Genomic DNA, 26,982 nt, shown 5'->3' with positions numbered 1-26,982 from the left:
GGGGCGTTCAGGCCTGGGCGGGATCGGCCGGCTGCCAGGCGCGGCGAAAGCGGAAGCGCTCTTCGGCCTGGCGCAAGCCGTCGAAATCCTTGTCGGAAATGCCCCACTGGTCGATGCGGTTTGGCGGCCAGGTCCAGTCTTCGGGACTACCCGCCTGATAATCCTCGGGCACCTTTTCGACGGCAGTGGAATATTCGATCACCGGGCCGAACGGCGCGATGTAATAGGCATAGACATTGGCACCCGGCCCATGGCGGCCCGGCCCCCAGGCCGGGGCAAAGCCGTGGTCGCGCATGCGGCCGATGCCGCGCATCACCGCGTCGAGGTCTTCCATCTCGAACGCGATGTGGTTGAGGCTGGAAAAGCCGGCACGCGCAAAGGCGGTCGAATGGTGGCTGTCGTTGCAGCGCACGAAGACCATGCCCTTGGTGCGGTCCGACACGCGAAAGCCCAGCACGTCTTCCACGGCATGGCCCGACGCTTCGGCATCGGCGGAATTGAACACGATGTGCGTCAGCTTGACCGGCAGGTCGCGCCCGGTGATCGGTTCCACCTCGGTCGTGTTGACCAGAAAGCGCAGCAACTCGCCCTCGGGCAGTTCCACGATCACGCCTTCGCCTGCGCCCGGATCGGCCGAAACCGTATCGATCAGCGGCCAGCCGCGCGCGGCGGCACGGCTGCGGATGTCGGCAAGCTCGGCCGCGGTGCAGACAAACGTAGTGGACCGCACGAATTCCGCGTCGGCCTTTTCGAAGGCAACGAGGTAGGGATAGGAGCCGGAGCCGCGCAGGTAATGGGTATCGCCGCGCACCTCGCCAGGCGCCATGCCCCAGATATCGAGCATGAAGCGGGCCGCGGCGGCCGGATCGGGCAGCGCCAGTTCGATACTGCGCAGTTTCATCGGGTTTGCTCCTGGTTGAAGCCGGCGGCGTGCAGGCCGGCAGTCACGCATTCCTCGTCGCAATCGCCGGTATCGCCACTGGCGCCCACCGATCCCAGCACCAGACCCTGCGGACCACGCACCAGCACACCGCCGGGCGAAAAGGCCATGTCGCCCCCCAGCGCCACGGCCACGCTTTGAAAGAATACCGGGTTGCCCTTGGCACGCTCGGCCAGGATGCGCGTATCGGCGCCCATGCCCAGCGCGCCCTTGGCCTTGGCCCGGGCAATCTCCAGCCGGGCAAAGGTGGCGCCGTCTTCGCGGGCAAAGGCGATGGGATGGCCGCCGGCATCGAGTACGATCACCGCCAGCGGCTGGGCCGCGCGGGCGCGGGCGCTGGCCAGCGCGGCGGCGATCACGGCCTGCGCCGCTGCCAGATCGAGTGTGGTCATCATGCGGTCTCCAGAGCCAGGCCCAGCGCACGGGCGCGGGCCTCGATCAGGTCGATCGCGGTGCCCCTGGCCGTGCCGAACACGCAGTGATCGGGGCGCAGCAGCACGGCATCGACGCCGTGATCATCGAGCCAGGCGGTGACCGCGCCGGCATCGTCAAGCGACGCGGCCACCGTGCGCGTGACGCGGGGAGAGGATCCCGTCACGCTGTCATCCCGGACGAACAGACGCCAACCCTGGCCAACCGCGTCATCCAGCTTGCGCCCATCGGCCAGGATCGGCTGGATGAAGCGGGTGCCGGCGCCGGCCGTGCCGGCAAGCACGATGCCAGCAGTAATGGCGGGGATCAGGTCGTGCGCGGTTTCGCCAGCCTTTTGCGCGGCGGCGGTACGGATGCCGGCATCGCGCGCGGCTGCCTTGGCCGGATCCAGTTCGCAGATATAGCGGCCGGCCGCCACGGCCGCGCCGATCACCCCGCGCACATGGGGATCACGTTCGGGCTGATAGCTGGCCAGGATCGCGGGATCGGCGCCATGGTTGACGATCGCGTCCATCTTCCACGCCAGGTTGGCCACATCGCGCAGGCCATGGCACATGCCCTGGCCAAAGAAGGGCGGCGTCTGGTGCGCGGCATCACCTGCCAGGAACACGTTGCCGGCCTGCCAGCGCTCGGCCACCAGGCCATGGAAGCGATAGGTGGCGGCGCGCACGATGGTGTGCGGCACGTCCTTCATCCACGCGCCGACCAGCGCGCCAACCTGTTCGGGCTGCATCATCGCCTGGTCGTCTTCGCCGGGCAGCAGCATGAATTCCCAGCGGCGGTGGTTGCCACGGCCGGGCACGACCGTCGCGGGCCGCGCCGGATCGCACATCATCACCGACAGGCGCTGCAGATCGGCATCGGCCGGCACCCCGCTGATCGCCGGGAACGTGACCGGGCCTTCGACCTCGGCATCGACGACGAGCCAAGGCTCCTCGAACTGAAGATCATCCAGCGCAATGCCCAGCGCCTTGCGCACCGGGCTGCGCGCGCCATCGGCGGCGATGACCCAGCGCGCGGTCAGCGCCTGCTGCGCGCCATCGGCTTCGAACTGCACGGTCACGCTGTCATCGTGCTGGTCCAGCGCGGTGAACGTGGCGCCCAGGCGCAGCGTGATCGCGCCGTTTTCGGCAAAGGCGGCCCGCAGGTGCGCTTCCAGTTCGGGCTGATAGAAGAAATAGTCGTTGGACCAGCCAAACGGCTTGGGCTTGCCCACCGTGCCCATGTAGCGGATCACGCCGTGATCGGCGCCGACGTGCAGGTGGCCATCGGTGGCGACCATGTCGGGCAGCACCCGATCGATCACCCCGGCCGTCTGGAACAGGCGCATCATCTCGTGATCGAGATGCACCGCGCGCGGCAGCGGATAGTGGTCCAGTTCCTTTTCCAGGACCACCACGCGCAGCCCGGCGCGGCCCAGCAGGTTGGCCGCGAGTGCCCCCACCGGCCCGCAGCCGATCACCGCCACATCACAACGCTCGGTCATTTACGCGGCCTCGGCAGCGGCGGGCGCCTTGTACAATGCGCCGCCCTTCATGATCATGGAAAGGCGGGCGGCGTCCTGCATAATCGCCACGTCCTGCGTGGGATCGCCATCGACCAGCAGCAGGTCGGCCAGGAAGCCTTCGCGCACTTCGCCCACGGCAAGGCCCATCAGCTCACCACCCAGGCGCGTGGCCGCCACCAGCGCCTCGGCCGGGGTATAGCCATAGTATTCCACGAAATGCGCCAGATCGCGGGCATTGCGGCCATTGGGATTGAACGGGAAGCCATAGTCCCCGCCGATCAGCACTTTGACCCCGGCAGCCTTGAGCGCGGGGACGATGACCTTTTCACGCTCCAGCCGCTCGGCAGCGCTCGCCTTCATCGCGCTCATGTCGATATGCGGGGGTGGGCTGGCTTCCAGCGCGCCCACCGAAACACCCGGACCCGGGGCATAGAACGTGGTGTCCTTGGCCGCGATCATGCGCGCCACGGCTGCGTCATCGGCGTAAGAGGCGTGATAGATCACCCGCGCCCCGGCATCGAGCGCCAGGCCGATCGCCTCGGGATAATAGGCATGGGCCGCGATCCACAGGCCGGCTTCGCGGCAGGCCTGCCCTGCAGCAACCATTTCCGCTTCGGTATAGAGCACGTGTTGCGCCGTGCCCGGCTTGAGCGCGTCTTCGCCCGACACCACCAGCTTGATCGACTTCACGCCTTGGTCAGCGCAATAAGCCACGAAGGCGCGCATCGCGTCGGGGCCGCGGCCGTTGAACACATTGCCGGTGTCGACGCCTTCGTCGCCTTCGGGGCTGCGCTCGATGGTGGAGGGCACATAGCGCGGGCCAGGGGTTTCCCCCGCGGCGATGGCCGCGGCCAGTTCCGGCTCGATCCCGTCGACCAGCGCGCCGGCCGAATAGAGGCTGGTAAAGCCCTGGTCGAGCAGCACGCGCGCGTTGCGCCAGGCTGCCACTTTCAGTTCCTCGGGCGGCAGGATGAACTGGTGATAGATCTTCTCGATCGAGGAGCCCCAGGTCAGATGGGTATGCGCGTCGACCATGCCGGGCATCAGCGTGCGGCCAGCGCCCTCGATCCGCTGGTCATGGGCTGCGCCATCCAGCGCATCGGCACCTTGGGCCACGTGGGCGATGTGTTCGCCATCCACCAGCACGCTGCCGGCATAAGGAGCGCTGCCACTCCCATCGAAAATCCTGACATCGCGGATAAGGGTCCGCATCGCTTGCTCTCCCGCGCTGGCCTGGCTCCGGGGTGGCCTGGGCACGCTGGATGCCTATGTGCGCGCGATGCCTATCGGTGGAAAATACTATCTCTCTATCCTGCTATAGCTCAGGACTATACTTGGATGCCATTACGTCGAGCAGGGCCTGGGCGGCGATGGAAGGTTGCTCACCCTGGCGCAGGCGCACGCCGATGCTGCGCTGGAACGCTGCCTCGCGAATCTCGATGCCACGTAGCACCCCGATCGACAGCTCTGAAGCGGCCACTTGGCGCGGCAGCACGGTGATGCGGTCGCTCATCCGCACGATCGCCTTGGTGGTCAGCAGCGAATCGCAGCGCACCACGTTGGCGGGTACTGGCGCCTGCGCGGCGATGAACAGGGCATCGACCTGGCGGCGGAACGCGCCTTGTGCCTCCGGCAGCACCCAGGGCAGGCCGGCCACCTCGCGCAGCGACACGGCCGAGGGCAGGGCGTCGTGGCGTCGCCCGACGATCAGGGCAAAGGGATCACGGGCAAAGGTGCGCTCGGCAATGTCGGGTGGCGGGGCCTCCATCTCGGTGGTGACGAAGGCCAGATCGATCTGGCGCTGGCGCAATAGGTCGATCAGCACGCCGTCAGGCCGTTCCACCACGCTCAGCGCGCAAGGGCCGATGCGCGCTTCCAGCCGGCCGATCACGAAGGGCAGCAGGCTGACCAGCGCGCCGGGCGTGCCGCCGATGCGCAAGGGGCCAGCCAGCCCGCGCGACAGATTGTCCAGTTCCTCCTGTGCGCCGATCAGCACATGGTGCATCGCCTCGGCCCGCTCGGCCAGCAGGGCACCTTGCGCGGTGGGGCGCACCCCCGTCTGGCGGCGTTCGAACAATTGTACCCCCAGCCTTGCTTCCAACTGGGCGATGGCGGCCGATACCGACGGCTGGGCAATGTTGAGCACGCGGGCGGCTGCCGAGATCGAGCCTTCGCGGCATACGGTGCGAAACGTCAGCAGGGCGCGCGGATCGATGCTGGGGCGCTTGTCCATAGCGCCAAGCTATGGGCGCGATCGCCTGGACCGGCAAGGGGCGGCTCAAAGGCAGCGGGACCCCGGGTCAAGCCCGGGGTGACGATAAGTGGTGGGTGGCGCTGGGTTAGGACATTCCAACACATCGTCACCCCGGGCTTGACCCGGGGTCCCGCTTGATGGCGTGGGGGGGAACCGCGACCAAAGCGCGGCGACGAATGCGATGATGAGAAAAGGCAAACTGGAGCGGGCGAAGGGATGCGAACCACGCCCGAAGCGCTGTTGCGCGTAGGGCCAGCAAGAAGACCCGAGGGTTCCCCGAAACCTTGAACCATCGCTGCTGGAAAATGCCACGCATGGGCAAACTGGAGCGGGCGAAGGGATTCGAACCCTCGACCCCAACCTTGGCAAGGTTGTGCTCTACCCCTGAGCTACGCCCGCTCGGCGTTTGCGCGGGCCGGAAGCCGGCCGTGCAAGTCTTGAAAACTGGAGCGGGCGAAGGGATTCGAACCCTCGACCCCAACCTTGGCAAGGTTGTGCTCTACCCCTGAGCTACGCCCGCTCTGGCGTTTTCAGTGGGGGGGCGCAAGGGCCATCCCGCTGGGGTGAGGCGGGCCAATAACGGGGGATTGGGGGCGGCGCAACAGCAAAGTTGCATTTTTCCAGACAAACCCGGCGCGCCCTGTGGATGCAGCTGTGGATGGCGATGCTCCACTGGCTGGCCTTGGTGCAGATTCGCAGCTCTTGCTGCACTGCCCCTTGCCGAACTGCCAGGCTTTCCCACATGGTGACCGCAGCAGTGCCCGCGCGGCGCTGCACCGGACCGAATGGAAGTGGAGACGCATAGTGGCAAGCCTGGGCCTCAACCTCGACGAACAGAAGGCGGTGGACCGCTTCCGCAAGACTGTTGTCGAACCTTCGATGACCAAGCTTGTCATCCTCGATTTCTGGGCGGAATGGTGCGGCCCGTGCAAGGCGCTGACCCCAGTGCTGGAAAAGGTCGCGGCCGAATATGCCGACAAGGGCGTGGTCCTGGCCAAGGTCAATGTCGATGAAGAGCAGTTCATCGCCGCCCAGTTCCAGGTGCGCTCGATCCCCACGGTCTATGCCATGTTCCAGGGGCAGCCGGTGGCCGATCTGACCCAGGCGCGCGGCGAATCGCAGCTCAAGCAGTATCTCGACCAGATTCTGTCGCAGCTGCCGGTGCAGCCCGGCGCACTGGGCGAGGAAGCGCCGCAGGACGTGACGCCGCTTTTGGCGATGGGCGAGGAAATCCTGGGCGAAGGCGATGGTGAGCGTGCCGCCAGCGTGTTTGCCCAGATCGTGGAAATCGCGCCTGACAATGCCGCCGCCCATGCCGGCCTGATCCGCGCCCTGCTGCTCGCCGGGCACAAGGACGAGGCTGTCCAGGTGCTCGAATCGCTCGATCCCACGCTGGCGGCCGATCATGCGCTGGACCAGGCCCGTGCGGCCCTGGCCCTGGCCGAAGACGCGCCCGAGGAAGGCGAACTGGCCACCCTGCGTGCCGCCGTAGCCGCCGCGCCTGATGACATGGACGCACGACTGGCGCTGGCCAATGGCCTGTTTGCTGCCGGTGACCGCGATGGCGCGGCCGATACGCTGCTGGCCATGGTGGCGGCCGATCGCGCCTGGAACGAAGGCGCGGCGCGCGCCCGCCTGCTGCAGATTTTCGAGGCGATCGGCCTGGAAGATCCGTGGGTGGCGCGCACCCGCCGCAAGCTGTCCACCGTGCTGTTCGGGTGATGGCGATGGGTGGCGCGATCGGCACGGTCAGGCTTTCGATCTTCCCGCTATCGGGCGCGCTGCTCTTTCCCGGCCTGCAACTGCCGCTGCACATTTTCGAGCCGCGCTATCGCGCCATGGTGTCTGATGCCCTGGCCCGCGATCGCCGCATCGCCATGATCCAGCCCCAGTCGGCGAGCGATGGCGCGCCGCTGTTCCAGGTGGGCTGCGTGGGCAAGATCGAGGATGTCGAAGCGCTGGAAGACGGGCGCTACAACATCGTGCTGTCGGGCATCGCGCGCTTTCGCGTGCTGCGCGAACTCGATGCCAAGACCCCGTTCCGCCAGGTGGAGGCCGAACTGCTGAGCGATGACCTGGGCGAAGCGTTGAGCGCGGTGGAGCGTGCCGGCTTCGAGCGCGAGGCGCGCACGTTTGCCGATGCCCAGGGCTATGCCGTGGATTGGGATTCGGTGGCGCGGCTGGATGACCAGTCGCTGATCAACGGCGTGTCGCAGATCGCCCCGTTCGACGTGGCGGCCAAGCAGGCCCTGCTCGAAGCGCCAAACCTGGCGACGCGGTGCGAGCTGCTGATCCAGCTGATGCAGTTCTTCGGCCGCCGCGATTCCGATGATGGCGCGGTAACCCTGCAATAGGGCGCTAGCTGGACCCATGAAAAAAGGGCGCGCCGGCCAGCCGACGCGCCCTTTTTCCGTTATGTTTGGTGCCTGGCTGGCGTGTCAGCCGCGCAGGTCGGGCGCCAGGGCATCCTGCTTGATCAGGGCGATGGCCTCGGCCAGCGGCAAGACCTGCTGTGCCTGTTCGCCCAGGCGGCGGATCGCCACGGTGCCTTCCTCGGCCTCGCGCTTGCCCACCACCAGCAGGTACGGCACCTTCTGCAGCGAGTGCTCGCGCACCTTGTAGTTGATCTTTTCGTTGCGGGTGTCGCTCTCCACGCGGATGCCCGCCGCGCGCAGCGCCTCGGTCGCTTCTGCGGCATAGCCATCGGCGTCTGACACGATGGTAGCGACCACCGCCTGCGTCGGCGCCAGCCAGGTGGGCAGCTTACCGGCGAAATGCTCGATCAGAATGCCGATGAAGCGTTCATAGGAACCGAAGATCGCGCGGTGCAGCATGACCGGGCGGTGGCGTTCGCCATCCTCGGCGATGTAGCCGGCGTCGAGCCGTTCGGGCAGCACGCGGTCAGACTGGATCGTGCCCACCTGCCAGGTGCGGCCGATCGCGTCGGTCAGGTGCCATTCCAGCTTGGGCGCATAGAACGCGCCTTCGCCGGGCAGTTCTTCCCAGCCATATTCCGGCGTGGCGAGGCCAGCAGTGGCCACGGCGTCGCGCAGTTCGGCCTCGGCCTTGTCCCACATCTCTTCGCTGCCAAAGCGCTTTTCCGGGCGCAGGGCGAGCTTGATCGAATAGGTAAAGCCGAAGTCCTTGTAGATGCGGTCGGCCAGTTCGCAGAACGCGCGCACTTCGTCCACGATCTGGTCTTCGCGGCAGAAGATATGCGCGTCGTCCTGGGTGAACTGGCGCACGCGCATCAGCCCGTGCAGCGCGCCATGCGGCTCGTTGCGGTGGCAGCAGCCGTTTTCATAGAGGCGCAGCGGCAGCTCGCGATAGGACTTGAGGCCCTGGCGGAAGATCAGCACGTGCGCCGGGCAGTTCATCGGCTTGAGGGCCATCCAGTCGGCCTCGCCGCTGATCACCGGGCCTTCATCATCGGTGTTGGGCACCTCGTCGGGGATCACGAACATGTTTTCGCGATACTTGCCCCAGTGGCCGGACTGCTCCCACTGGCGCGCGTCCATCACCTGCGGGGTCTTGACCTCGCGATAGCCGGCGCCGTCGATCGCGCGGCGCATATAGGCTTCCAGCTCGCGCCAGATGCGATAGCCCTTGGGGTGCCAGAACACCGAACCGTGCGCTTCGGCCTGAAGGTGGAACAGGTCCATCTCCGCGCCCAGCTTGCGGTGGTCGCGCTTGGCGGCTTCCTCCAGGCGATGCAGATGCGCATCGAGCTGCTTCTTGTTGAGCCAGCCGGTGCCATAGATGCGGCTGAGCATCGCGTTCTTCTGGTCGCCGCGCCAATAGGCGCCCGACACGCGCGTCAGCTTGAAGGCATTGGGATCGAGCTTGCCGGTGGAGGCCAGGTGCGGGCCACGGCACATATCGAGCCAGTCGTTGCCCGACCAGTAGACCGTCAGCTCCTCGCCCTCGGGCAGTTCGGCGGCCCATTGCGCCTTGAACGTCTCGCCCTGCTCGGTCCAGCGGGCGATCAGGTCGGCGCGGCTCCAGGCCTCGCGGCGCAGCGGCTTGTCCGCGGCGATGATCTTGCGCATCTGCGCCTCGATCGCCGGCAGGTCTTCCTCGGTGAACGGGCGGACCGGCGCGAAATCGTAATAGAACCCATCGTCCGTGGCCGGGCCGAAGGTGATCTGCGTACCGGGGAACAGCGCCTGCACCGCCTCGGCCAGAACGTGGGCATAGTCGTGCCGCACCAGTTCCAGCGCGTCGGCCTCGTCGCGCGCGGTGACGAGCGCCAGCTGTGCGTCGCCTTCGAACGGGCGGGTGATGTCGAACAGCTCGCCGTTCACGCGCGCACCGATCGCGGCCTTGGCCAGGCCGGGGCCGATCGCGGCGGCAATATCGGCCGGCGTGGTGCCCGGCGCCACTTCGCGCAGCGAGCCATCGGGCAGGGTGATCTTGAGCAGGTCTGACATCGGATCTCTCTTACGGGATATGGCGCGGGCCATGGCACAAGTGCCGCGGCGGAAAAAGGGGCGGCATCTGGGGTTTCGCGTGATCCGGGAGGAAGATGCCATTCCGCCCGAACCGGGGCGGTGGCTTCGCGCAGGCGCCGGTCAGGCGCGCAGGCGATTCCACCCCCGGCAAGCCGGGGTGGTGGTAGTGAGCGTGCAAAGGCAAACCGCCGGGTGCATGGCCAGCGCCTTTAGCGCAGCGCGGCGGCTCTGTCACGCGCCAGCAGCAGCCGCGCGATCAGCCAGGCGGCCATGATGCACACGAACGGCATGGCCGGATAGTGAAAGCGCGATTGCCCGGAAAAGACCACGGCGATCAGGCTAGGATAGGCGGCAATGCCATAGGGCAGCAGCCACCAGTCGATCAGGCCAAGGCCGGCGCGGCGGCGGGCGCGGATCATCACGGGAAACGCCGCCACGAACAGCGCGAGCAGCGCCCAGTACCACGCCTGGTTGGCCAGGCGCAGCGCGAGGAAAGCGTGCGGCGCAGCGGCAAAGGCCCACGAACCGGTTTCATAGGCCCACTGCCCTTCGCCATCCGGGCCCCACAGGCGCACGAACTTGGCCGGCATCAGCGCGATGAAGCGCGCTGGGTGCGCCTTGATCCAGTCCATGCCTAGCCGGCGCGCTTCCCGGTCATAGGCCAACTCGCCCAGATCGGTGCGGGCGTCGAGCGCCTTGACCACCGCGTCATCGGGGGTGAAAGTGCCGCGCGCGCTATCGTTGTTGCCGGTGAGCAGGGTGATGCCGCCGTTGGTGGAAACAAACACCCAGGCGCCAAGCGCACGATGGTTGCGCACGGTCCAGGGCGTGATCACCAGCAGCGCGGCTGCGCCCATCGCCAGGCCCTGGCCGACAATACCGGGCAGGCGCTGCCGCAAGGCGGGTGCGCGCAGCCAGGCGATACCCAGCAGCAGCGGCGCCAGGATCAGGCTTTGCGCCTTGACCAGCGTGGCCAGGCCCAGCACCAGCCCAGCGAGGATCGTCCAGCCCCACCCGCTGCGCGCCACCGCGATCCAGCACAGCGCCAGCAGCAGCGTAGTGTAAAACACCTCGGTCAGCGCCAGCGGCACATAGAGCACGGCGTTGGGATAGACCGCCCACAACAGCAGCGCGATGCGCCCCGCCGCCTCGCTGCCACCCAGCCGCCGCCCGAGATCGAGCGTGAACCAGCCCGCTGCCGCCGAGAGCGCCAAATTGAACAGGCCGACCGCCCAGATCGACGGACCGGAGATGCGCAAGACCAGGCTGAGCGCCAGCGGCCAGCCCGGCGGCCAATAGGCGGTCGGCGCGCCATGATCGCCCAGATAACCCCGGCCCTGCGCCAGCATCGCCGCGCGCGAAAAATACCAGGCGGCGTCGGATGTCGGCTCCACCGCCGCCAGAATCGCCAATGCGCGCAAGCCCAGTGCCAGCGCAAACAGCACGATCACCGTGCGGCGCCCATCCGCCAGCCAAGCCCAAGCTCGATGAAACCCCATGACCCTGACCTACAACGCCAGCGTTAAAAAAGCCCCATCGTCTTCAGAGTTGGCGAAAATCACCCAACCTCCGTTCGCCCTGAGCTTGTCGAAGGGCATCAGCGCTGCGCTCGACTTCCTAGGGGCTTCGACAAGCTCAGCCCGAACGGGTTTCAATATTGCGCCATGATCCCGTTCGCCCTGAGCCTGTCGAAGGGCGCGCCGGCCCTATCCCTCGGTTGGCCCGCCCTGCACCGCCAGCGCCGGGCTTTCGCCGTTGGGACCGGGCGCCAGCAGGTCGGTTGCGCCAAGGCCTGCTTCATCGACGTGGCCTTCGGGATCGGGATGGATCAGCACTTCCACGCCGGGGAATTCGGCCATCAGCTGCGCCTCGATCTCGTCCATCACGCGGTGGGCCTGGGCCACGGTCATCGTGCCATCGACCCACACGTGGAACTGCACGAAATCGCGGTTGCCGCTGGTGCGGGTGCGCAGGTCGTGCAGGCCCTTGAGCTCGGGATGCTGGGCGACCACTTCGAGAAAGCGCTCGCGCTTTTCGATCGGCCATTCGTGGTCCATCAGCTGATCGACGGCCTCTTGCGAGGCGTTCCAGGCACCCCACGCCAGCCACAGCGCGATGCCAAAGGCAAAGACCGCGTCGGTGCCGGCAAGATGCAGGTAATGCTCGATCACCAGCGCGGCGATCACCGCCAGGTTGAGCAGCAGGTCTGACTTGTAGTGCACGTTGTCGGTGCTGATCGCCAGGCTGCCGGTGCGCGCGATGACCATGCGCTGGTAGGCGAGCAGGGCGATCGTTGCGCCCATCGCGATCACCGAGACGACGATGCCCGATTCGGCCTCGATCGCCGGGGCGCCGGCCAGGAACTGCGTCACCGCGCGCCACGCGAGGCCGAGCGCCGAAAACGAGATCAGGATGACCTGGAACAGCGCCGCCAGTGCCTCGGCCTTGCCATGGCCGAAGCGGTGGTTGTGATCGTCGGGCATGGCCGCGATCCACACGCCCAGCAGCGTGGCCAGGCTCGCCACCAGATCGAGCGCGGTATCGGCCAGGCTGCCCAGCATGGCGAGCGAGCCCGATTGCACCACCGCCCAGCCCTTGAGCCCGAGCAGCAGGAGCGCCACCGCACTGCTGGCCATGGCCGCGCGGCGATTGAGGTCTGCGTGGGTGGCGGTGGCGGGGCCAGGGGTAGGGGCAGGGGCAGGGGCGGGGGCAGTCTGGGTCATCCCGCCCCTTTACGGATAAAGCAGGTTGCTGGTCCAGCCGCCGTTTCCATCGGCCACGAAGCGGCGGCGTTCGTGCAGGCGATAATCGCGGTCCTGCCAGAACTCGATGGCGCGCGGCTCTACCCGATAGCCCGACCAGTGCGCCGGACGGGGCACGTTCCCGTCGGGATATTGCGCGCGCAGGGCGGCCACGCGATCGAGATAGACCTGGCGCGAGGGCAGCACGCGCGACTGGTCCGACGCGGCCGAGCCCAGGCGCGATTCGGGATGGCGGCTGGCGAAATAGGCATCGGCGGCCTGCGGGCTCACTTCCACCACCGGCCCTTCAATGCGCACCTGGCGGCGCAGGCTTTTCCAGTGGAACAGCAGCGCAACCTGGCGATTGGCGGCCAGTTCGCCACCCTTGCGGCTGTGGAAATTGGTATAGAACACAAAGCCGCCGGCCCCGCCGAAGGCTGGTCCCAGATCGGCGCCATGGCCCTTGAGCAGCACCATGCGCAGCGATGGCGCGGCGTCGGGCGTGGCCGTGGCCAGGGCCATGGCATTGGGATCGTTGGGTTCGCTGGCCTTGGCGGCGGCGAACCAGTCTTCGAAGATGGCAAAGGGATCGCCGTGGGGAATGGCGTCCTGGCCCGGTTCAAAGGCGGTCTGTTCGGTCACGGGCAATGGTCCTGTCTGCGGCATCGGAGGCGGGCAGTATGGAAGCCATGCATCCATTCCCGCGATGACTTGGGTCAATGCCGTGTAACCGCCAAGCTATCATCTTGAAAGCGAGCCTTGCGGGCAAGCGCCCCTATCCCTAGCTAGGTCACCATGGCAGCAGACCCTTATTCCATTCTCGGTGTGGCGCGCAGTGCGAGCGAAAAGGACGTGAAATCGGCCTATCGCAAGCTCGCCAAGGAGCTGCACCCCGATCACAACAAGGACAATCCCAAGGCGTCCGAGCGCTTTGCCGAAGTGACGCGCGCCTATGACCTGCTGTCCGACAAGGACAAGCGGGCCAAGTTCGACCGTGGCGAGATCGATGCCGATGGCAATCCGGCCATGCCCTTTGGCGGCGGGTTCGGCGGCGGCGCGGGCGGTTTTCGCGGCGGGCAAGGCGGCTTTCGCCACGATGGCGGCTTTGAAAGCGGCGACGGGCCAGACCTCTCGGACCTGTTCGAGGGCCTGTTCGGTGGGCGCGGCGGCATGGGCGGTGGCAGCGCAGGCGGCGGCTTTGGCGGGTTTGGCGGTGGCCGGCGGCCTCCCCCGCCCAAGGGCGCCAATGTCAGCTATCGTTTGCAGGTGCCTTTCGTGGAAGCGGCAGCGCGCGCGGCGCAGCGGGTCACGCTGTCTTCGGGCAGCACGATCGAGCTGAAGCTGCCCGCTGGCGTCGAATCCGGGCAGCAGATGCGGCTGGCCGGCAAGGGCGAACCCGGCCCGGGCGGCGCGGGCGATGCACTGGTCACGATCGAAATTGCGCCCCATCCGTTCTTCGTGCGCGATGGCGACAACATCCGCCTCGATCTGCCGATCACCCTGGAAGAGGCGGTTGGCGGGGCCAAGGTCAAGGTGCCCACCGTCGACGGTGCGGTCATGCTCACGGTGGCGCCGGGCAGCAGCAGCGGTCGCACCCTGCGGCTCAAGGGCAAGGGATTCTCGCGCAAGGATGGTGAGCGGGGTGACCAACTGGTGACCTTGCAGATCGATCTGCCGGCCGATGATGCCGATCTCAAGGCGCGGCTGGCCGGCTGGCACGATACGCGCAATCCGCGCGCCCGCCTGGGCGTCTGATCGCCGGTGCGGGCGCTGCCGGCCCCAAGGGCGGGAGCCAGGCAGCGCCTTTGTGCATTACGCACTTGATGAACAACGAAATCGATCCTGATTACGCCGATCAGGTGCCCGGCGTGCCGCAGGGCGCCAAGCCGCTCGTGCCCGATCTTTCGCCCGAGGCGCGGCGCCGCGCCGCCTTGCACCACCGCCTCCGCGCAGAATTCAACGAGGTGCGCGACGAGTTGCGCCCCGGCGCCCGCGCCTATGAACTGCTCAAGCGGGTGTGGACCGGGGTGATCAACGACGGTTTCATCCATGCCGGCAATTTTGCCTACATGGTGCTGATTGCGCTGTTTCCATTCTTCATCACCGGGGCGGCGCTGTTTTCCCTGATCGGCGAGACGAGCCAGCGCACCGCCGCGATCAACACCGTGCTGATGGCCCTGCCGCGCGTGGTGGCAACCACGATCGAACCGGTGGCCCGTGCCGCCGTAGAGGCGCGCACCGGGCATCTGCTGTGGATCGGCGGGCTGGTCGGGCTGTGGACCGTCAGCAGCCTGGTCGAAACCATCCGTGACATCCTGCGCCGCGCCTATGGCACGCAGTGGGAGCATGCGTTCTGGCGCTATCGCCTGATGTCCACCGGGCTGATCATTGCCTCGGTCGTGCTGATTCTCGTCTCGATCTTGGCGCAGGTGGCGATCGGCGCCGCGCAGGAAGTGATCGTGGCACGCCTGCCGCAGTTCGGCGCCTGGGTCGATGGCCTGGCGGCCGGGCGCTTCCTGCCCACGTTGGTGCTGTTCGGCGCGCTGTGGCTGCTGTTCCTGTCGCTTACGCCCAGCGCTTATCGCTCGAATCGCTATCCCAAGTGGCCCGGCGCGCTGTTCGTCTCCTCGTGGTGGCTGGGTGTTTCCATCCTGTTGCCCAAACTCCTCGCTTCGGTTTTCTCGTATGATCTGACCTATGGCAGCCTCGCCGGGGTGATGATCGCTCTTTTCTTTTTCTGGCTGGTCGGCATAGGGATGGTAATAGGTGCCGAACTCAATGCCGCGCTCGCCGAAACCCCGGAGGAGCAAGACATGCTGGGCCAGGTAGATAATCGCGCGCGGGCCATTCGCCAGGCCGGCGCGACCAAACCAGAATGAAGACCCGGTTGGCCAAGGTCCGTTCAGCGCCATTCCCGATGGAACGCCCGAACAGATCATGGCCCGAAGGTGCAGGAGCGTACGAGGGCGCATGACCGGATTGATGAAGGGAAAGCGCGGCCTGATCATGGGCCTCGCCAATGACAAGTCTCTGGCCTGGGGCATTGCCCGCCAGTTGCACGAACAGGGGGCCGAACTCGCCTTCTCGTACCAGGGCGAGGCGCTGGCCAAGCGCGTGCGGCCGCTGGCGGCAAGCCTGGACAGCGATTTCCTGATCGATTGCGACGTGTCGGACATGGCCGCGCTCGATGCGGCGTTCGATGAACTCAAGGCGCGCTGGGACACGATCGATTTCGTGGTCCACGCGATCGGCTATTCCGACAAGAGCCAGCTGCGCGGGCGCTATTACGATACCACGCTCGACAACTTCCTGATGACCATGAACATTTCGGCCTACAGCCTGGTCGCCGTGACCAAGCGCGCGGTCGAAATGATGCCCAATGGCGGGTCGATCCTCACGCTGACCTATTACGGTGCGGAAAAGGTCGTGCCGCATTACAACGTGATGGGCGTGGCCAAGGCCGCGCTGGAAGCCAGCGTGCGCTATCTCGCCAACGACTGCGGCCCGCAAGGCATCCGCGTCAATGCCATCTCGGCCGGCCCGATCAAGACCCTGGCCGCCAGCGGCATCGGCGATTTCCGCTATATCCTCAAGTGGAACGAGTTGAACGCGCCGCTGCGCCGCAACTCCACGATCGAGGACGTGGGTGGCTCGGGCCTCTATTTCCTGTCGGACCTGTCGGCCGGCGTTACCGGTGAAGTGCACCATGTCGACGCGGGCTATCACCTGGTCGGCATGAAGCAGGAAGACGCACCCGATATCGCGCTGAGCTGATCAGCCGCTCGCGGCGGCCACTGCCACCTGCAAAAACACCCCGGGCCAAGGCCTGGGGTGTTTTCGTTTCGAGGCCAGGTCGGCGCGTGAACCGCGCTGCCCTGCGATCAGTTCTGTGTGGGAGTGGTCTCGCCCGGCTTCGGCGTGCTGGGGGCGGGCGTGCCATCGCGTTCGCGGGCGAGGCGGGCCTCGTATTCCTTTTCCAGCGTTTCGACGCGGGCCTGTTCCTCGGCCGCGTCCTTGTCGATCGTCGACAGGCGGCGCTGGCGTTCTTCCTCGATCAGCTTGCCGAACTGCACGTCGCTGCTCTGCTTCTTTTCGGCATAGGCATCGTGGATCAGGCGCGCGGTGCAGCCGGTGGCCCCGCCCGAGCCGACCGGCGAACAGGAATTGATCCCGGCAGCGCCTACGGTTTCATAGGCCTTTACCCGATCGGTCCAGGTCTGGTTCTTGGGATCGTTGGGATTGTCGCGCAGCGGGGCAGGAATGCGGAAGCGTTCTGCCTCGTCCTTGCGGGCGCAGACGGTGATCTGCTCGGCCGTTGAAACCGGGCAGGGGTCATCGCCATAGATGATCAGCTGGTTGACCTTTTCGTCGCCCTGCTCGGGGCCATCGTCGGCCGGCTGGGCATTGGGCACCGCGGTGCGGGCGCGGGCGGCCTGGGCCGGGGTGGCGCCCAGCATGACCGCGGGAAACAGCAGCAGGGCCGGGGCCAGCAGGCGCAGGGGGTGGGCAGCAAGGCGCATTGTCGGTTCGTCTCCAGCGCGTGGAAAGGCGGGCGGGCCGCCCCCATGTCGCCCCATCATAAGCTGACGGGGCGGTGAATGATAGATGAAGGGGCAACGCGCAGACCGGTGAAAAGGTCTCCGGCGCCTGTGCCATCACCGGGCAAGGCGCGGATTTTCACCAGCTTTCCGTCAGATCCGTTCCGATAGCTTGATCGCCGCGCGGCAGCCCAGGCGAATGGCGTTGAACAGCAGCGGATAGGCCGGGGTCTGTTCGGCGCCAGCGGCCAGCGCGGCATCGCGATGGGCGCGTTCATCATCGCGGAACTGGCGGATGGTGTCGGCCAGTTCGGGATCGCTGTCGCCCAGTTCTTCCAACTGTTCGGTATAGTGGCGGTCGATCTCGGTCTCGATCGCGGCGGTGCAGGCCATCGCTGCCTTGGGGCCGAGCAGCGCGGTGGCAGCGCCCAGGGCAAAGCCCGCGACCGACCACACCGGCTGCAGCGCCGTGGGGCGCACGCCGCGCTCGGCGATCATCGCGTCGAACTTGGCGCGGTGGTCTTCCTCCTGCCGGGCCATTTCGACGATCTCGGCCGAATCCGGGCCGCGATCGCCCATCACCGCCAGTTGGCCGGCATAGATGCGGGTGGCGCCAAATTCGCCGGCCTGGTCCACGCGGATCATGCGGGAAGTATCGGGATGACCAATATCGGGGCGGGACATCGCTTCAGGCTCCCTTGCCGCGGCCCTTGGCCAGCAATCCCAGGATTGCCAGCGCGGCCGGAGTGGAAAACAGGAAATTGAAACCGGCCATGCTCACGCCCATCAGCGTCCAGGCCGGGGTGTCGCAGCGCACCAGGGGCGCGGCCATGATCGCGGCCAGCGGATCGCCCTCGATATGGCTGGACGAGCAGGTGGTGAGGCCTTCCCACCAGTGGTATTCCACCCCGGCGTGAAAGGCGCCAATCAGGCCGCTCGACAGGATGCCGAGTGCGGCCAGCAGGACCAGCCAGCGCGCCTCGGGGCGGCCCCGGCGCAACAGCGCGAGGATAGCCAGCGCGATCGCCGCCAGGTGGCCATAGCGTTGCCACCAGCACATCTCGCACGGCGGCAGGCCGAAACCGTATTGGGCCACCAGTGCCGTGGCCATGGCGACCAGCGGCACGCCCAGGGCCAGGCCATGGGCCAGGGCAAGATCATCGGAAAAGCGGCGGTCGATCGTCATGATGGCGCGGTTCCTGGCCGGATCAGCGCTTGCGCAGCGCAGCCAGCGCGCCGGGCGCGGTGCGCTTGAGCGTCTGGACGGCATAATAGAGCTGGAAATCGTCGATGCCCTTGGCCTTCAACTCCTCGGGCGTCATCTTGAAGCGCGGATCGTCGATCTTGTCCTTTTCCAGATCCTTGTCTTCCTTGATTTCGTTGATCAGGTGACGGCGCAGGTCGCTTTCGCGATAGGACCGCAGCGCGCGCTTGCGCAGGTCGGGATCGGAAATCTGCGGCACGGTGATATCCGGCTCGATCCCGCCTTCCTGCACCGAACGGCCCGATGGCGTGTAATAGCGCGCGGTGGTCAGCTTGAGCGCGGAATCCTTGCCCAGCGGGATCAGCGTCTGCACGCTGCCCTTGCCAAAGCTGCGCTGGCCCATGATCAGCGCGCGGTGCTGGTCCTGCATCGCGCCTGCCACGATTTCCGAGGCCGAAGCCGAGCCTTCGTCGATCAGCACGATCATCGGCAGGCCACGCGCCACGTCGCCGGGATGAGCGGAATAGATATCGTTGTCCTGCGGATCGCGCCCGCGCTGCGACACGATCGTGCCCTTGTCGAGGAAATCGTCCGACAGCGAGACTGCTTCGTTGAGCAGGCCGCCGGGATTGCCGCGCAGATCGAGCACGATGCCCGCCAGGTTGTTGCCCAGCTGGGCGCGAATCGACTGAACCGCCTGGGCGACTTCGCTGCCGACGTTTTCGCTGAAGCTCGACACGGCGATGACGCCGATGTTGTCCTTCACCTTCCATTCCACCGGACGCAGCTTGATCACCTCGCGGGTCAGCGTGAAGTCCAGCGGCTCGTCGCGGCCGGGGCGATAGACGGTAAGCTTGATCTTGGTGCCCGGTGCACCGCGCATCTGGTCCACCGCATCGTCAAGCGAGCCGCCATAGATCAGCTTGCCATCGAGGTGGGTGATATAGTCGCCGGCCTTGATCCCGCCGAGGTCGCCCGGCGTGCCCTTCATCGGGGCGATCACCTTGACCGCGCCATCATCGAGCGTGACCGACAGGCCCAGGCCGCCATAAGCGCCTTCGGTCTGGGTGCGCAGGTTTTCGAAATCGCGCGCTTCGAGATAGGCGCTGTGCGGATCGAGCGTGGCCAGCATGCCGTCGATCGCGCCCTTGATCAGCGTGTCGTCGTTCACCGGCTCGACATAGTTCTCCTTGATCTTGGCATAGATCATTTCGAGCTTCTGGAACTGCGGCGCGGTGCGGGAATCCACCGCTGCGAGGCCGGCCGTGGCCACGGGCAGAACCGCTACGGCCGTGACCAGGGCCGTTGCACGCAGCAGGGAAGCAAGCGGTTTTGCCATGTTTGCAATCGAACCTTCGATAAAGAACCAAGCGCCGCGGCGCGGGCCGGACCGCCCGCTTGTATAGCCCCGCAAGCCTGAATGCCAGATGGAGCGCACCCGATTCCCGTTTGTGCGTGGGCGGCGTGTTACAGGCCGCGTGGGCCGCACCAAGCGATCAATTGCGCAAGGCCGCCAAGGGGTTGACCGGCACGCCGTCCTTGCGCAGTTCCACGCTCACCACCGGGCTGGCCGGGGCAGCGATGCCCAGCGGCGAACCCTGCACCACGCGATCGCCCACAGCCACGTCGATCCGGCCCAGGCCGGTGATCAGCGAGGTCCACCCGCCAGCGTGCTCGACGATCACGATCTGGCCATAGCCGCGATAGGAACCGGCAAAGGCCACGCGCCCGGCTGCCGGCGCCACGATCTGGGCCGAGGGAACGGGCGCGATGGTCAGCCCCTGGTTGGGCCCGGTCTGCCCCGCTTCGCCAAAGCCCGAGACCACCCGCCCGGAAACGGGCATGATCCACATCAGCGTGCTGCTGGTGCGCAGCAGCGGGTCGACATCTTCGACCATCAGCACGGCGCCGGGGCGATCGGGGCGTTGCAGCGGGCCGGGCAGCCCGGCCAGGACATCGCGCATCTGCCCGTCGCGGCCCAGTTGCTGCATCAGCGCGGCCAGGTCGCGCGTCTGTTCGGCCAGGGCCAGGGCATGGTCGGCCTCGCGCCCGGCGGTGCCGTTGGCGGCGCGGCTGGCGATGCGCTGGCGGCTTTCCAGCGCGGCCAGTTGCTGGCGCCGCTCGGCCAGGCCCGATTGGCTGGCGCGCAGGCGGGCGGCCTCGCTGCGTGCTTGTTCCTGCAACAGCCGGCCACGCACGATCGCGCTGCGCAGGCTGGCGGTGCGGCGGCGCACTTCGGGCACCATGGTTTCCAGCACGGCGCGCAGATAGACCGTATCGCGCAGGGATTCGGCGCGCAGCAGGCTGAAGGCCAGCGGCCGGCGGGCAAACAACTGCAGCGCGGCGGTCAGCCGCACTAGCGGCTCCTGCCGCGCGGCCATGCGCAGGCGCAAGTCGGCGCGTTCCTTGTCGATCAGGGCGATGCGCGCCTCGCCGATGCGGATCTCGGCCTCGGATTGCTGGATGCGCGCGGCGATCGCGGCGGCTTCCTGCGCGGTCTTGTCGGCAGCGGCCGTGGCGGCCTGGGCCTGGGCTTCGAGCTTTTCACCGCGGGCACGGGCCTGGGCCAGGGCGGTCTGCGCCTGGGCGAGGGCGGCAGCGGCTTCGCCGGCGGTCTGATAGGTGGGCGCAGCGCCGGCCCCGGCGATCTGCCAGGCAGCCAGCGGCAGCAGCAAGGCGGTGGCCAGCAGCAGGTAGCGGCGCGCGTCCATCATCCCTCGCGGTGATAGGGGTGGCCGGCAATGATGCTGGTGGCGCGCCACAGCTGTTCGGCCAGCATGGCGCGGGCCATCATGTGTGGCCAGGTGGCCGCGCCAAAGGCGATCAGCAGATCGGCCCCGTCGCGCAGGCTATCGTCATGGCCATCGGCCGCGCCGATCAGGAAGCGTGCCTCGCGCACGCCATCGTCGCGCCAGCGGCCCAGCACCTTGGCAAATTCGGCCGAGGTCAGCTGCTTGCCGCGCTCGTCCATCACCACGGTGCGGGTGGGATTGGCCGTGACCGGCGGCACAGCGCCGCCCCGATCGGGAAGCTCGGTCACCTTGAAACCCCACGTCACCCGCTTGCCATAGCGATCGACCAGCTCTGCCTCGGGCGAGCGGCCGATCTTTCCCCGGGCGATGATGTGGAGGAGCATGAGCGTCCGGTTCAGGCGTTGGTGGTGGTGGCGTCCGCCACCCTCCTCACCCCTCCTCTGGAGAGGAGGGGAAGGACGATGTCAGGCAGAGCCGGCGTCGCCGAAGCCCCACATGCGTTCCAGGTTGTAGAAGCTGCGCACTTCCGGCCGGAACAGATGGACGACCACGTCGCCGGCATCGATCAGCACCCAGTCGGCCGCAGGCAGGCCTTCGATGCGCACATGGCCATAGCCGGCCTGCTTGACGCGCTCGGCCAGCTTCTGCGCCATGGCAGCGACCTGGCGGGTGGAGCGGCCCGAGCCGATCACCATGTAATCGGCGATCGAGCTTTTGCCTTCCAGGGGGATCGACACCACGTCCTGGGCCTGGTCATCATCGAGCGATTGCAGGACGAGTTCGAACAGGCTGGCAGGAGCGCCGGCAGAAGGGGCCGGGGTAGCGGCGCCGGCATCTGCCGGCTGGGGTTGGGCACTGGTCATTGGCTTGCGGTAAACTCCGATCGAAAGATGGCTAAGGTCGCAACGCCCGGTCGCGCATCCCGATCCAACGGCAAAGCCGCCTTGCGCCAGGGCGCACGGCGGGAGAGCCGAAAAACCGGAAAAGCGTGCCGGGAAGCAGGGATGGCGGCCAAGACGCTCAGCGTCCGCTCCTTCCGCGCAGGTCCGGTACAATGCGGCGGTGGGTGACACCATCGCGCAGGCCGGTCACGGAAATACGGTCCGCCCAATCAGGCTCTGCCAGGCGCTGGGCCGTGGCGGAACGGGGATCGGGATCGAACCGCAGGATGGAGAGCGCTGGGACGCCCTGCATCGGATCATGCGGGAAACTGGCGATCAGGGCGGCACCCCCGGTTGGCCCCGTATCGGACCAAAGAGCGCCATCACATTCCTGCCTGCACCGCCGGCGCCATCGGCGCAGCCATACCATGGCGGGGCTCGCCATCGCAGCTGCATCATAGCCCGGACGGGCGATAACCGCAATCGGCATGGTGCGGGCAATGCCGCGCCAGTTTTTCCAGCGGTGGAACTGGGCCAGATTATCGCTTCCCATCAACCAGATAAAGCGCCGGCGCGGGTATCGCCGCACCAGCGCGCGCAGGCTGTCGATGGTAAAACGGGTGCCCAGTTCGCGCTCGATCGCGGTCACTCGAATCGGGGCGCGGCGGGCCATTGCCCGCGCCGAGGCCACCCGCGCCGGCAGCGGCGCCATGCCCTTGGCGGGCTTGAGCACGTTACCGGGCGAGACCAGCCACCACACCTCGTCCAGGCCCAATGCGGCTTGCGCAAACAGGCTCACCCGGCGGTGTCCGCCGTGTGCCGGATTGAAGCTGCCGCCCAGAAGGCCGGTCAGCCGGGGAGCACCGCGTGTCAGGGGCGAACCTGCCCGCTGCCGTGGACCAGCCACTTGTAGGTGGTCAGCCCTTCCAGCGCGACCGGGCCGCGCGCGTGCAGGCGGCCGGTGGCAATGCCGATTTCCGCGCCCAGGCCAAATTCGCCGCCATCGGCAAACTGGCTGGAGGCATTGTGCATGACGATCGCGCTGTCGACCTGGGCCAGGAACTGCGCGGCGGCTGCGGCATCGGCAGTGATGATCGCATCGGTATGGCCCGAGGAATGCCGGGCGATATGCGCGAGCGCTGCGTCGAGGCCATCGACCACCGCCACCGAGAGCACGGCATCGAGGTATTCGGTGTCCCAATCGTTGTCGGCCGCCGGCACGATGCGCGGATCGATGGCGCGGGCGCGGGCATCGCCGCGCACTTCGCAACCGGCTTCGATCAGCGGGGTGATCAGCGCTGCCGCCGCCGGATAGGTCGCGTCGATCAGCAGGGTTTCCATCGCCCCGCAGATGCCCGTGCGGCGCATTTTGGCGTTGAGCACGATGGCCTGGGCCATGGCCGGATCTGCCGCCGCGTGGACGAAGGTGTGGCAGATGCCATCGAGGTGGGCGAGCACCGGCACGCGGGCATCGGCCTGGACGCGGGCGACCAGGCTCTTGCCGCCGCGGGGCACGATCATGTCGATCAGGCCGGCTGCCGTCAGCATCGCGCCCACGGCGGCGCGGTCTTGCGTGGGCATCAGTTGCACCGCCGCTGCGGGCACGCCGCCTTCCACCAGGCCGGCCACCAGTGCGGCGTGGATCGCGCGGTTGGAATGCACCGCCTCGCTCCCGCCGCGCAGCAGGGCGGCATTGCCCGAGCGCACGCACAGTGCGGCGGCATCGGCCGTCACGTTGGGGCGGCTTTCATAGATGATGCCGATCAGGCCGATCGGCACGCGCACGCGGCGCAGGACCATGCCGTTGGGGCGCGTGGCGGAATCGATCTCCTGCCCGACCGGATCGGCCAGGCTGGCCACCTGGTCCACGGCATCGGCGATGCCGGCAACGCGCGCTTCGTCCAGCCGCAGGCGATCGAGCAGCGCCGGGGTCAGCCCGCGCGTGGTGCCATTGGCCATGTCGATCGCATTGGCCGCCAGGATTTCCGGCGCGGCACGGCGCAGGGCGGCGGCAGCCAGCTTGAGCGCGGCTTCCTTGGCCGGCGCCGGCATGCGCGCCAGTTCGGCTTGCGCGGCACGGCCGGCCCGGGCCAGCTGCTCTACCAGCGACTGGGGGGACTCGGTGGCGATTTCCTGAGGTTTGGTCGACATAATGGCGCGGGGCTTACCATCGGTGGCAGGCGCTGTCACGGGCGCGAGGTGGGTTGCAATCGATTCATCGTCCTTGCGCCACGGCCCGCCCCGTGCTGCGGCCCCCGGATTCGACTCCTGCGGTTCCCGCCGATAAGCGCCCGGCCCCAAGGATCGTTCATCACCTGTCTTGCCTTGGGATAATCACACATCTTGCCGCCTGCTGAGATTCACACCGTGCGCGCCACGGCCACGCCGCCTGCGCCGCGCGCGCCTTGGCGCCGTGCCACCGCCTGGCTGACCGCACTGCCGGCGCGGGTGCGCGGCTGGTTTCCCGATCGCGAATTCTTCATGCGGGCGCAGGGACAAGTGCGCTTCATCCGCGTATCGGGCCGCGTGCAGATGGGCGTTGCCGGCGCGGTGGTGCTGGCGCTGCTGCTGTGGCTGGCGGCGATGGCCACGATGCTAACCGGGCAGATCCTCGCCGCGCGTCATGCCGCAGCCTTGCGCCAGCGCGAAATGGCGGTGAGCGAGGCCGAACGGCATATCACTGCCACGCGCAATGGCGTGGCTGGCACGCTGCAGGATCTGGAACGCCGGCAAGAGATGATCGAAACGCTGGTCAAGGGCCAGCTGGGCGATCTGCCCGCTGCTGATGCTTCTGCTGCGCCGGAGGCCAAGCCGCTCTCGTTCAACATGCCGTCGGCGGGCAATCCGATGGCAGCCGGCATCGATCGCCTGGCCATGCGCCAGGCGGCCTTCGTGGCCAGGCTCACTCAGTATGCCGATGCGCGCGCCAGCCAGGCGGAAACGGCGATCCGCCGGGTCGGCCTCAACCCCGCGCAAGTGGCGCCGCTGCGCGGAACAGCGGCCAACCGGCGCGCCATGGGTGGTCCGCTGATCGCGCTGGGCGGCAACGATCCCGCGCTGGCGCGCCTGGGGCAGAGCATGGCGCGGCTTACCGCGCTGGAACAGGGCCTGGCGCGCCTGCCCCATGCCCTGCCGGCCAGCGCCGATTTCATTTCCAGCGGGTTTGGCTATCGCGCCGATCCGTTCACCGGCGGTGGCGCCTTCCATCCCGGCCTCGATTTCAAGGGCCCGACCGGCGCGCCGATCTTTGCTGCTGCCCAAGGCGTGGTCAGCTTTGCCGGGGTGCGCTCGGGCTATGGCAATTGCGTGGAAGTCGATCATGGCCATGGCCTGGTCACCCGCTATGCCCATATGTCGCGGATCGAGGCACGGCCCGGCGAGCGCGTGGCGCCCGGCGTGGAAATCGGCCGGATCGGCAGCACGGGCCGCTCCACCGGCCCGCACCTGCACTTCGAAGTGCGGATCAACGATCGCCCGGTCGATCCGCGTCCGTTCCTGGAGACCCTGCCCGATGTTTTCAAAGAAGCTGGCCACGGTGGGCACTGAACGCGCTGCACCGCTCGGTGCAGCCACGTTTTCCGTGCTCGGCGCAGACGTGGCGGTGCGGGGCGATATCACCGCAGCGGCCGATCTGCATGTGGAAGGCCGCGTCGATGGCGATGTGGCCTGCGCCGCGCTGGTCCAGGGTGAAAGCAGCGTGATCACCGGCGCGATCACCGCCCGCAGCGCGCGCCTTGCTGGCACGGTCAACGGTGCGGTCACCGTGGCCGACCTGGTCGTGGGCAAGACCGCGCGCATCCTGGGCGATGTGACCTATGACACCCTGACCATCGAGCAGGGCGCCCAGGTGCAAGGGCGCTTCACTCCGCGCGGCGCCAATGCCGCCGCGGCTGTGCCAGACAGCCTGATCGCGATCAGCACCAGGGTCTGACGCGCGCCAATTGGTGGGCCTCGGCGGGCGTTAGCGGAACAGGGCGACGATATCGCCCAGCTTGCCCATCAGCGCGGCATCGCCGTCGCGTGGCGTGGCGCCCAGCCGCACCACCACCAGCTTGCGCGCGGGTGACACCAGCACCGCCTGGCCGCCATCGCCCAGCGCGGCCATCATGTCGCGCGGGCCACGCGCGGGAAACAGGCGCGGCTCGCTGTCGGTGGGCGTGCGGTTGAGCCAGACCCCAGCACCATACTGTTTTTCGCGGGGCGAGGGGCTGGCCATGAATTCGATCCATTGCCGGGGCACCAGTTGCGCCCCGTGCACCGCGCCACGGTTGCGCAGGAATTCGCCAAAGCGGGCGAAATCGCGCGCCGTGGCATCGATCATCGCGCCGCCGTTCATCGTGCCATGCGCGTCGTACGAAGGCACGATGCCGCGCATCTGCACCGGTTCGAACAGGCGGGTGCGCAGGTAATCGGCCACGGCCCGGCGCCGGGCATCGGCGTCTCCACCGGGGGCCAGCACCCGCGCCGCCAGATCAGCCAGGATGATTCCGCTGGCGGCATCGTCCTGGAACCGCGCGCCTGGCTCTGCGGCCAGGGGCTGATCTTCGGCCGCGCCGGCCATGTCGTCGCGGCCGGGGCCGAACAGCATGCGGGCCTCGTCACCCGGTTCCTCGCGCAGGCCCGATCGCATCTGCAACAGGTGGCGCAGGGTGATTTCGCCGCGCGGATCGCCCGGCCGCTGCCACGCCGGCACGGGCGCCGTCTCATTGAGGCGCAGCCGCCCGTCGGAAACCAGCATGCCGACCATGACCGCGGTGATCGAACGGGCGATGCCGCCGCCGGCAAAGCGCGTATTCTCATGATAGCCGGGGCCATAGCGTTCGGCCACGATGCGTCCGGCGCGCATCACGATCACCGCGCGGGTTTCCCCCGCGCCCTGCGCGGCAGCGCCATCATCGGCGGTGAACAGCGCGTCGATCGCGCGGGCCAGGCCTTCGCGCTCCACCCCGGGATCATCGATCACCGCCGCCAGCGCCTGGGGCGAGAGCGGCTGCTGCGCCGGCTGGCTGGCCGAGCAGGCGAACAGGACTGGTGCAAGCGCCGCCGGCACGATAAGGGCCAGCCACCGGCGGGCACAGGGTAAACGGAATCGCGGGGCGCTCTGCATGGTTGCCCGGTCTTTCCACCAGATCGAATGCACATGGCAACCACCAAGCCTTCTTCATCCCCGAATGATCCGCTCCGTTTTGGTGGCCAACCGCCTGCGTCTCCATCCCCAGGGCCACGCCGGGCGGGGCATTGGGCCTGGCGCGGGCTGGCAGCAATCTTCATCATCGGCCTT

27 protein-coding genes and 2 tRNA genes are annotated in these 26,982 nt (G+C 67.6%); 8 read left to right on the top strand and 21 right to left on the bottom strand.

All coding sequences use genetic code 11. The features are described from left to right. Positions 1-7: 7 nt before the first annotated feature. The 7 genes from FHW97_RS14485 to FHW97_RS14455 form a co-directional block, all read right to left on the bottom strand. Positions 8-901 (bottom strand): VOC family protein, encoded by an 894-nt coding sequence (locus tag FHW97_RS14485; RefSeq protein WP_168351982.1) that lies wholly within the window; start codon positions 899-901, stop codon positions 8-10. Continuing rightward, complete coding sequence (locus FHW97_RS14480) at positions 898-1,332, bottom strand: heme-binding protein (protein WP_168352097.1); 435 nt, start codon at positions 1,330-1,332, stop codon at positions 898-900. Before FHW97_RS14480 ends, FHW97_RS14485 begins: the two co-directional genes overlap by 4 nt. Then, positions 1,332-2,858: a bifunctional 3-(3-hydroxy-phenyl)propionate/3-hydroxycinnamic acid hydroxylase gene (locus FHW97_RS14475; RefSeq protein WP_168351981.1), complete on the bottom strand. Its 1,527-nt coding sequence runs from the start codon at positions 2,856-2,858 to the stop codon at positions 1,332-1,334. Before FHW97_RS14475 ends, FHW97_RS14480 begins: the two co-directional genes overlap by 1 nt. Continuing rightward, the gene (locus FHW97_RS14470) at positions 2,859-4,091 is read right to left on the bottom strand and encodes an amidohydrolase family protein (protein WP_168351980.1); all 1,233 of its coding nucleotides are present in this window, start codon (positions 4,089-4,091) and stop codon (positions 2,859-2,861) included. Positions 4,092-4,194: 103 nt separating this feature from the next. Continuing rightward, positions 4,195-5,112, bottom strand: coding sequence for a LysR family transcriptional regulator (locus tag FHW97_RS14465; RefSeq protein ID WP_168351979.1), 918 nt, complete (start codon positions 5,110-5,112; stop codon positions 4,195-4,197). Positions 5,113-5,457: 345 nt separating this feature from the next. After that, positions 5,458-5,532 (bottom strand) — tRNA-Gly (locus tag FHW97_RS14460). Between the two features lie 46 nt (positions 5,533-5,578). Continuing rightward, a tRNA-Gly gene (locus FHW97_RS14455) sits at positions 5,579-5,653 on the bottom strand. Positions 5,654-5,937: 284 nt separating this feature from the next. On the opposite strand from FHW97_RS14455, the gene FHW97_RS14450 reads away from it, so the two are divergent. Together FHW97_RS14450 and FHW97_RS14445 are read left to right on the top strand one after the other, a co-directional pair. Beyond that, a complete protein-coding gene (locus FHW97_RS14450; RefSeq protein WP_370525418.1) occupies positions 5,938-6,855 on the top strand; it encodes a tetratricopeptide repeat protein in 918 nt (305 codons plus the stop codon). A gap of 5 nt (positions 6,856-6,860) precedes the next feature. After that, positions 6,861-7,487 carry an LON peptidase substrate-binding domain-containing protein gene (locus FHW97_RS14445; protein WP_168352095.1) on the top strand — a complete coding sequence of 209 codons (627 nt, stop codon included), beginning with the start codon at positions 6,861-6,863 and terminating at the stop codon, positions 7,485-7,487. A gap of 84 nt (positions 7,488-7,571) precedes the next feature. Here FHW97_RS14445 and thrS read toward each other — a convergent pair whose 3' ends face one another. Together thrS and FHW97_RS14435 are read right to left on the bottom strand one after the other, a co-directional pair. Then, positions 7,572-9,563 carry a threonine--tRNA ligase gene (thrS, locus tag FHW97_RS14440; RefSeq protein ID WP_054131736.1) on the bottom strand — a complete coding sequence of 664 codons (1,992 nt, stop codon included), beginning with the start codon at positions 9,561-9,563 and terminating at the stop codon, positions 7,572-7,574. Between the two features lie 230 nt (positions 9,564-9,793). Further along, complete coding sequence (locus FHW97_RS14435; RefSeq protein ID WP_168351978.1) at positions 9,794-11,083, bottom strand: glycosyltransferase family 39 protein; 1,290 nt, start codon at positions 11,081-11,083, stop codon at positions 9,794-9,796. Here FHW97_RS14435 and FHW97_RS14430 point away from each other — a divergent pair. Beyond that, positions 11,082-11,252, top strand: a complete 171-nt coding sequence (locus FHW97_RS14430) for a hypothetical protein (RefSeq protein WP_156306531.1) — start codon at positions 11,082-11,084, stop codon at positions 11,250-11,252. The genes FHW97_RS14435 and FHW97_RS14430 overlap by 2 nt on opposite strands. Positions 11,253-11,290: 38 nt before the next feature. Here FHW97_RS14430 and FHW97_RS14425 read toward each other — a convergent pair whose 3' ends face one another. Together FHW97_RS14425 and pdxH are read right to left on the bottom strand one after the other, a co-directional pair. Beyond that, positions 11,291-12,307 carry a cation diffusion facilitator family transporter gene (locus FHW97_RS14425; RefSeq protein ID WP_168351977.1) on the bottom strand — a complete coding sequence of 339 codons (1,017 nt, stop codon included), beginning with the start codon at positions 12,305-12,307 and terminating at the stop codon, positions 11,291-11,293. 9 nt (positions 12,308-12,316) lie between these two features. After that, entirely contained in the window at positions 12,317-12,967 is a 651-nt protein-coding gene (gene pdxH, locus FHW97_RS14420) for a pyridoxamine 5'-phosphate oxidase (RefSeq protein WP_370525417.1), read from the bottom strand. 153 nt (positions 12,968-13,120) lie between these two features. On the opposite strand from pdxH, the gene FHW97_RS14415 reads away from it, so the two are divergent. The 3 genes from FHW97_RS14415 to fabI all read left to right on the top strand — a co-directional run bounded on the left by FHW97_RS14415 (position 13,121) and on the right by fabI (position 16,099). Then, the gene (locus FHW97_RS14415) at positions 13,121-14,080 is read left to right on the top strand and encodes a DnaJ C-terminal domain-containing protein (protein ID WP_062783450.1); all 960 of its coding nucleotides are present in this window, start codon (positions 13,121-13,123) and stop codon (positions 14,078-14,080) included. 68 nt (positions 14,081-14,148) lie between these two features. Beyond that, the gene (locus FHW97_RS14410; RefSeq protein ID WP_022676700.1) at positions 14,149-15,204 is read left to right on the top strand and encodes a YihY/virulence factor BrkB family protein; all 1,056 of its coding nucleotides are present in this window, start codon (positions 14,149-14,151) and stop codon (positions 15,202-15,204) included. A gap of 91 nt (positions 15,205-15,295) precedes the next feature. Beyond that, complete coding sequence (fabI, locus tag FHW97_RS14405) at positions 15,296-16,099, top strand: enoyl-ACP reductase FabI (RefSeq protein ID WP_022676699.1); 804 nt, start codon at positions 15,296-15,298, stop codon at positions 16,097-16,099. A gap of 107 nt (positions 16,100-16,206) precedes the next feature. Here fabI and FHW97_RS14400 read toward each other — a convergent pair whose 3' ends face one another. The 9 genes from FHW97_RS14400 to FHW97_RS14360 all read right to left on the bottom strand — a co-directional run bounded on the left by FHW97_RS14400 (position 16,207) and on the right by FHW97_RS14360 (position 23,852). Beyond that, the gene (locus tag FHW97_RS14400; protein ID WP_253941794.1) at positions 16,207-16,845 is read right to left on the bottom strand and encodes a hypothetical protein; all 639 of its coding nucleotides are present in this window, start codon (positions 16,843-16,845) and stop codon (positions 16,207-16,209) included. A gap of 171 nt (positions 16,846-17,016) precedes the next feature. Then, positions 17,017-17,547, bottom strand: a complete 531-nt coding sequence (locus FHW97_RS14395) for a demethoxyubiquinone hydroxylase family protein (RefSeq protein WP_054131742.1) — start codon at positions 17,545-17,547, stop codon at positions 17,017-17,019. A gap of 4 nt (positions 17,548-17,551) precedes the next feature. Then, positions 17,552-18,049, bottom strand: a complete 498-nt coding sequence (locus FHW97_RS14390; protein ID WP_022676694.1) for a disulfide bond formation protein B — start codon at positions 18,047-18,049, stop codon at positions 17,552-17,554. 22 nt (positions 18,050-18,071) lie between these two features. After that, positions 18,072-19,406: a S41 family peptidase gene (locus FHW97_RS14385; protein ID WP_043609469.1), complete on the bottom strand. Its 1,335-nt coding sequence runs from the start codon at positions 19,404-19,406 to the stop codon at positions 18,072-18,074. A 157-nt stretch (positions 19,407-19,563) separates the two neighbouring features. Beyond that, entirely contained in the window at positions 19,564-20,781 is a 1,218-nt protein-coding gene (locus tag FHW97_RS14380) for a murein hydrolase activator EnvC (RefSeq protein ID WP_168351975.1), read from the bottom strand. Continuing rightward, complete coding sequence (locus FHW97_RS14375; RefSeq protein WP_168351974.1) at positions 20,778-21,203, bottom strand: 23S rRNA (pseudouridine(1915)-N(3))-methyltransferase RlmH; 426 nt, start codon at positions 21,201-21,203, stop codon at positions 20,778-20,780. The genes FHW97_RS14380 and FHW97_RS14375 overlap by 4 nt, the downstream gene beginning before the upstream one ends. Before the next feature lie 81 nt (positions 21,204-21,284). Next, positions 21,285-21,683, bottom strand: a complete 399-nt coding sequence (rsfS, locus tag FHW97_RS14370) for a ribosome silencing factor (RefSeq protein WP_022675756.1) — start codon at positions 21,681-21,683, stop codon at positions 21,285-21,287. Positions 21,684-21,840: 157 nt separating this feature from the next. Beyond that, positions 21,841-22,608 (bottom strand): nicotinate-nucleotide adenylyltransferase, encoded by a 768-nt coding sequence (locus FHW97_RS14365; RefSeq protein ID WP_082350087.1) that lies wholly within the window; start codon positions 22,606-22,608, stop codon positions 21,841-21,843. Next, a complete protein-coding gene (locus FHW97_RS14360) occupies positions 22,572-23,852 on the bottom strand; it encodes a glutamate-5-semialdehyde dehydrogenase (protein ID WP_062783707.1) in 1,281 nt (426 codons plus the stop codon). The genes FHW97_RS14365 and FHW97_RS14360 overlap by 37 nt, the downstream gene beginning before the upstream one ends. 192 nt (positions 23,853-24,044) lie before the next feature. Here FHW97_RS14360 and FHW97_RS14355 point away from each other — a divergent pair, with 192 nt between their 5' ends. Together FHW97_RS14355 and FHW97_RS14350 are read left to right on the top strand one after the other, a co-directional pair. After that, a complete protein-coding gene (locus FHW97_RS14355) occupies positions 24,045-25,247 on the top strand; it encodes a M23 family metallopeptidase (RefSeq protein ID WP_253941793.1) in 1,203 nt (400 codons plus the stop codon). Further along, positions 25,237-25,632 (top strand): polymer-forming cytoskeletal protein, encoded by a 396-nt coding sequence (locus FHW97_RS14350; RefSeq protein WP_233250991.1) that lies wholly within the window; start codon positions 25,237-25,239, stop codon positions 25,630-25,632. Before FHW97_RS14355 ends, FHW97_RS14350 begins: the two co-directional genes overlap by 11 nt. A gap of 30 nt (positions 25,633-25,662) precedes the next feature. Here FHW97_RS14350 and FHW97_RS14345 read toward each other — a convergent pair whose 3' ends face one another. Further along, entirely contained in the window at positions 25,663-26,751 is a 1,089-nt protein-coding gene (locus FHW97_RS14345) for a serine hydrolase (protein ID WP_245652444.1), read from the bottom strand. Positions 26,752-26,982: the final 231 nt, after the last annotated feature.

The organism is Novosphingobium sp. SG754 (genome assembly GCF_013149315.1).
GTDB lineage: Bacteria > Pseudomonadota > Alphaproteobacteria > Sphingomonadales > Sphingomonadaceae > Novosphingobium > Novosphingobium capsulatum.
The sequence above is the reverse complement of the archived record's forward strand: the minus strand, read 5'-3'. Positions and strand labels throughout refer to the sequence as shown.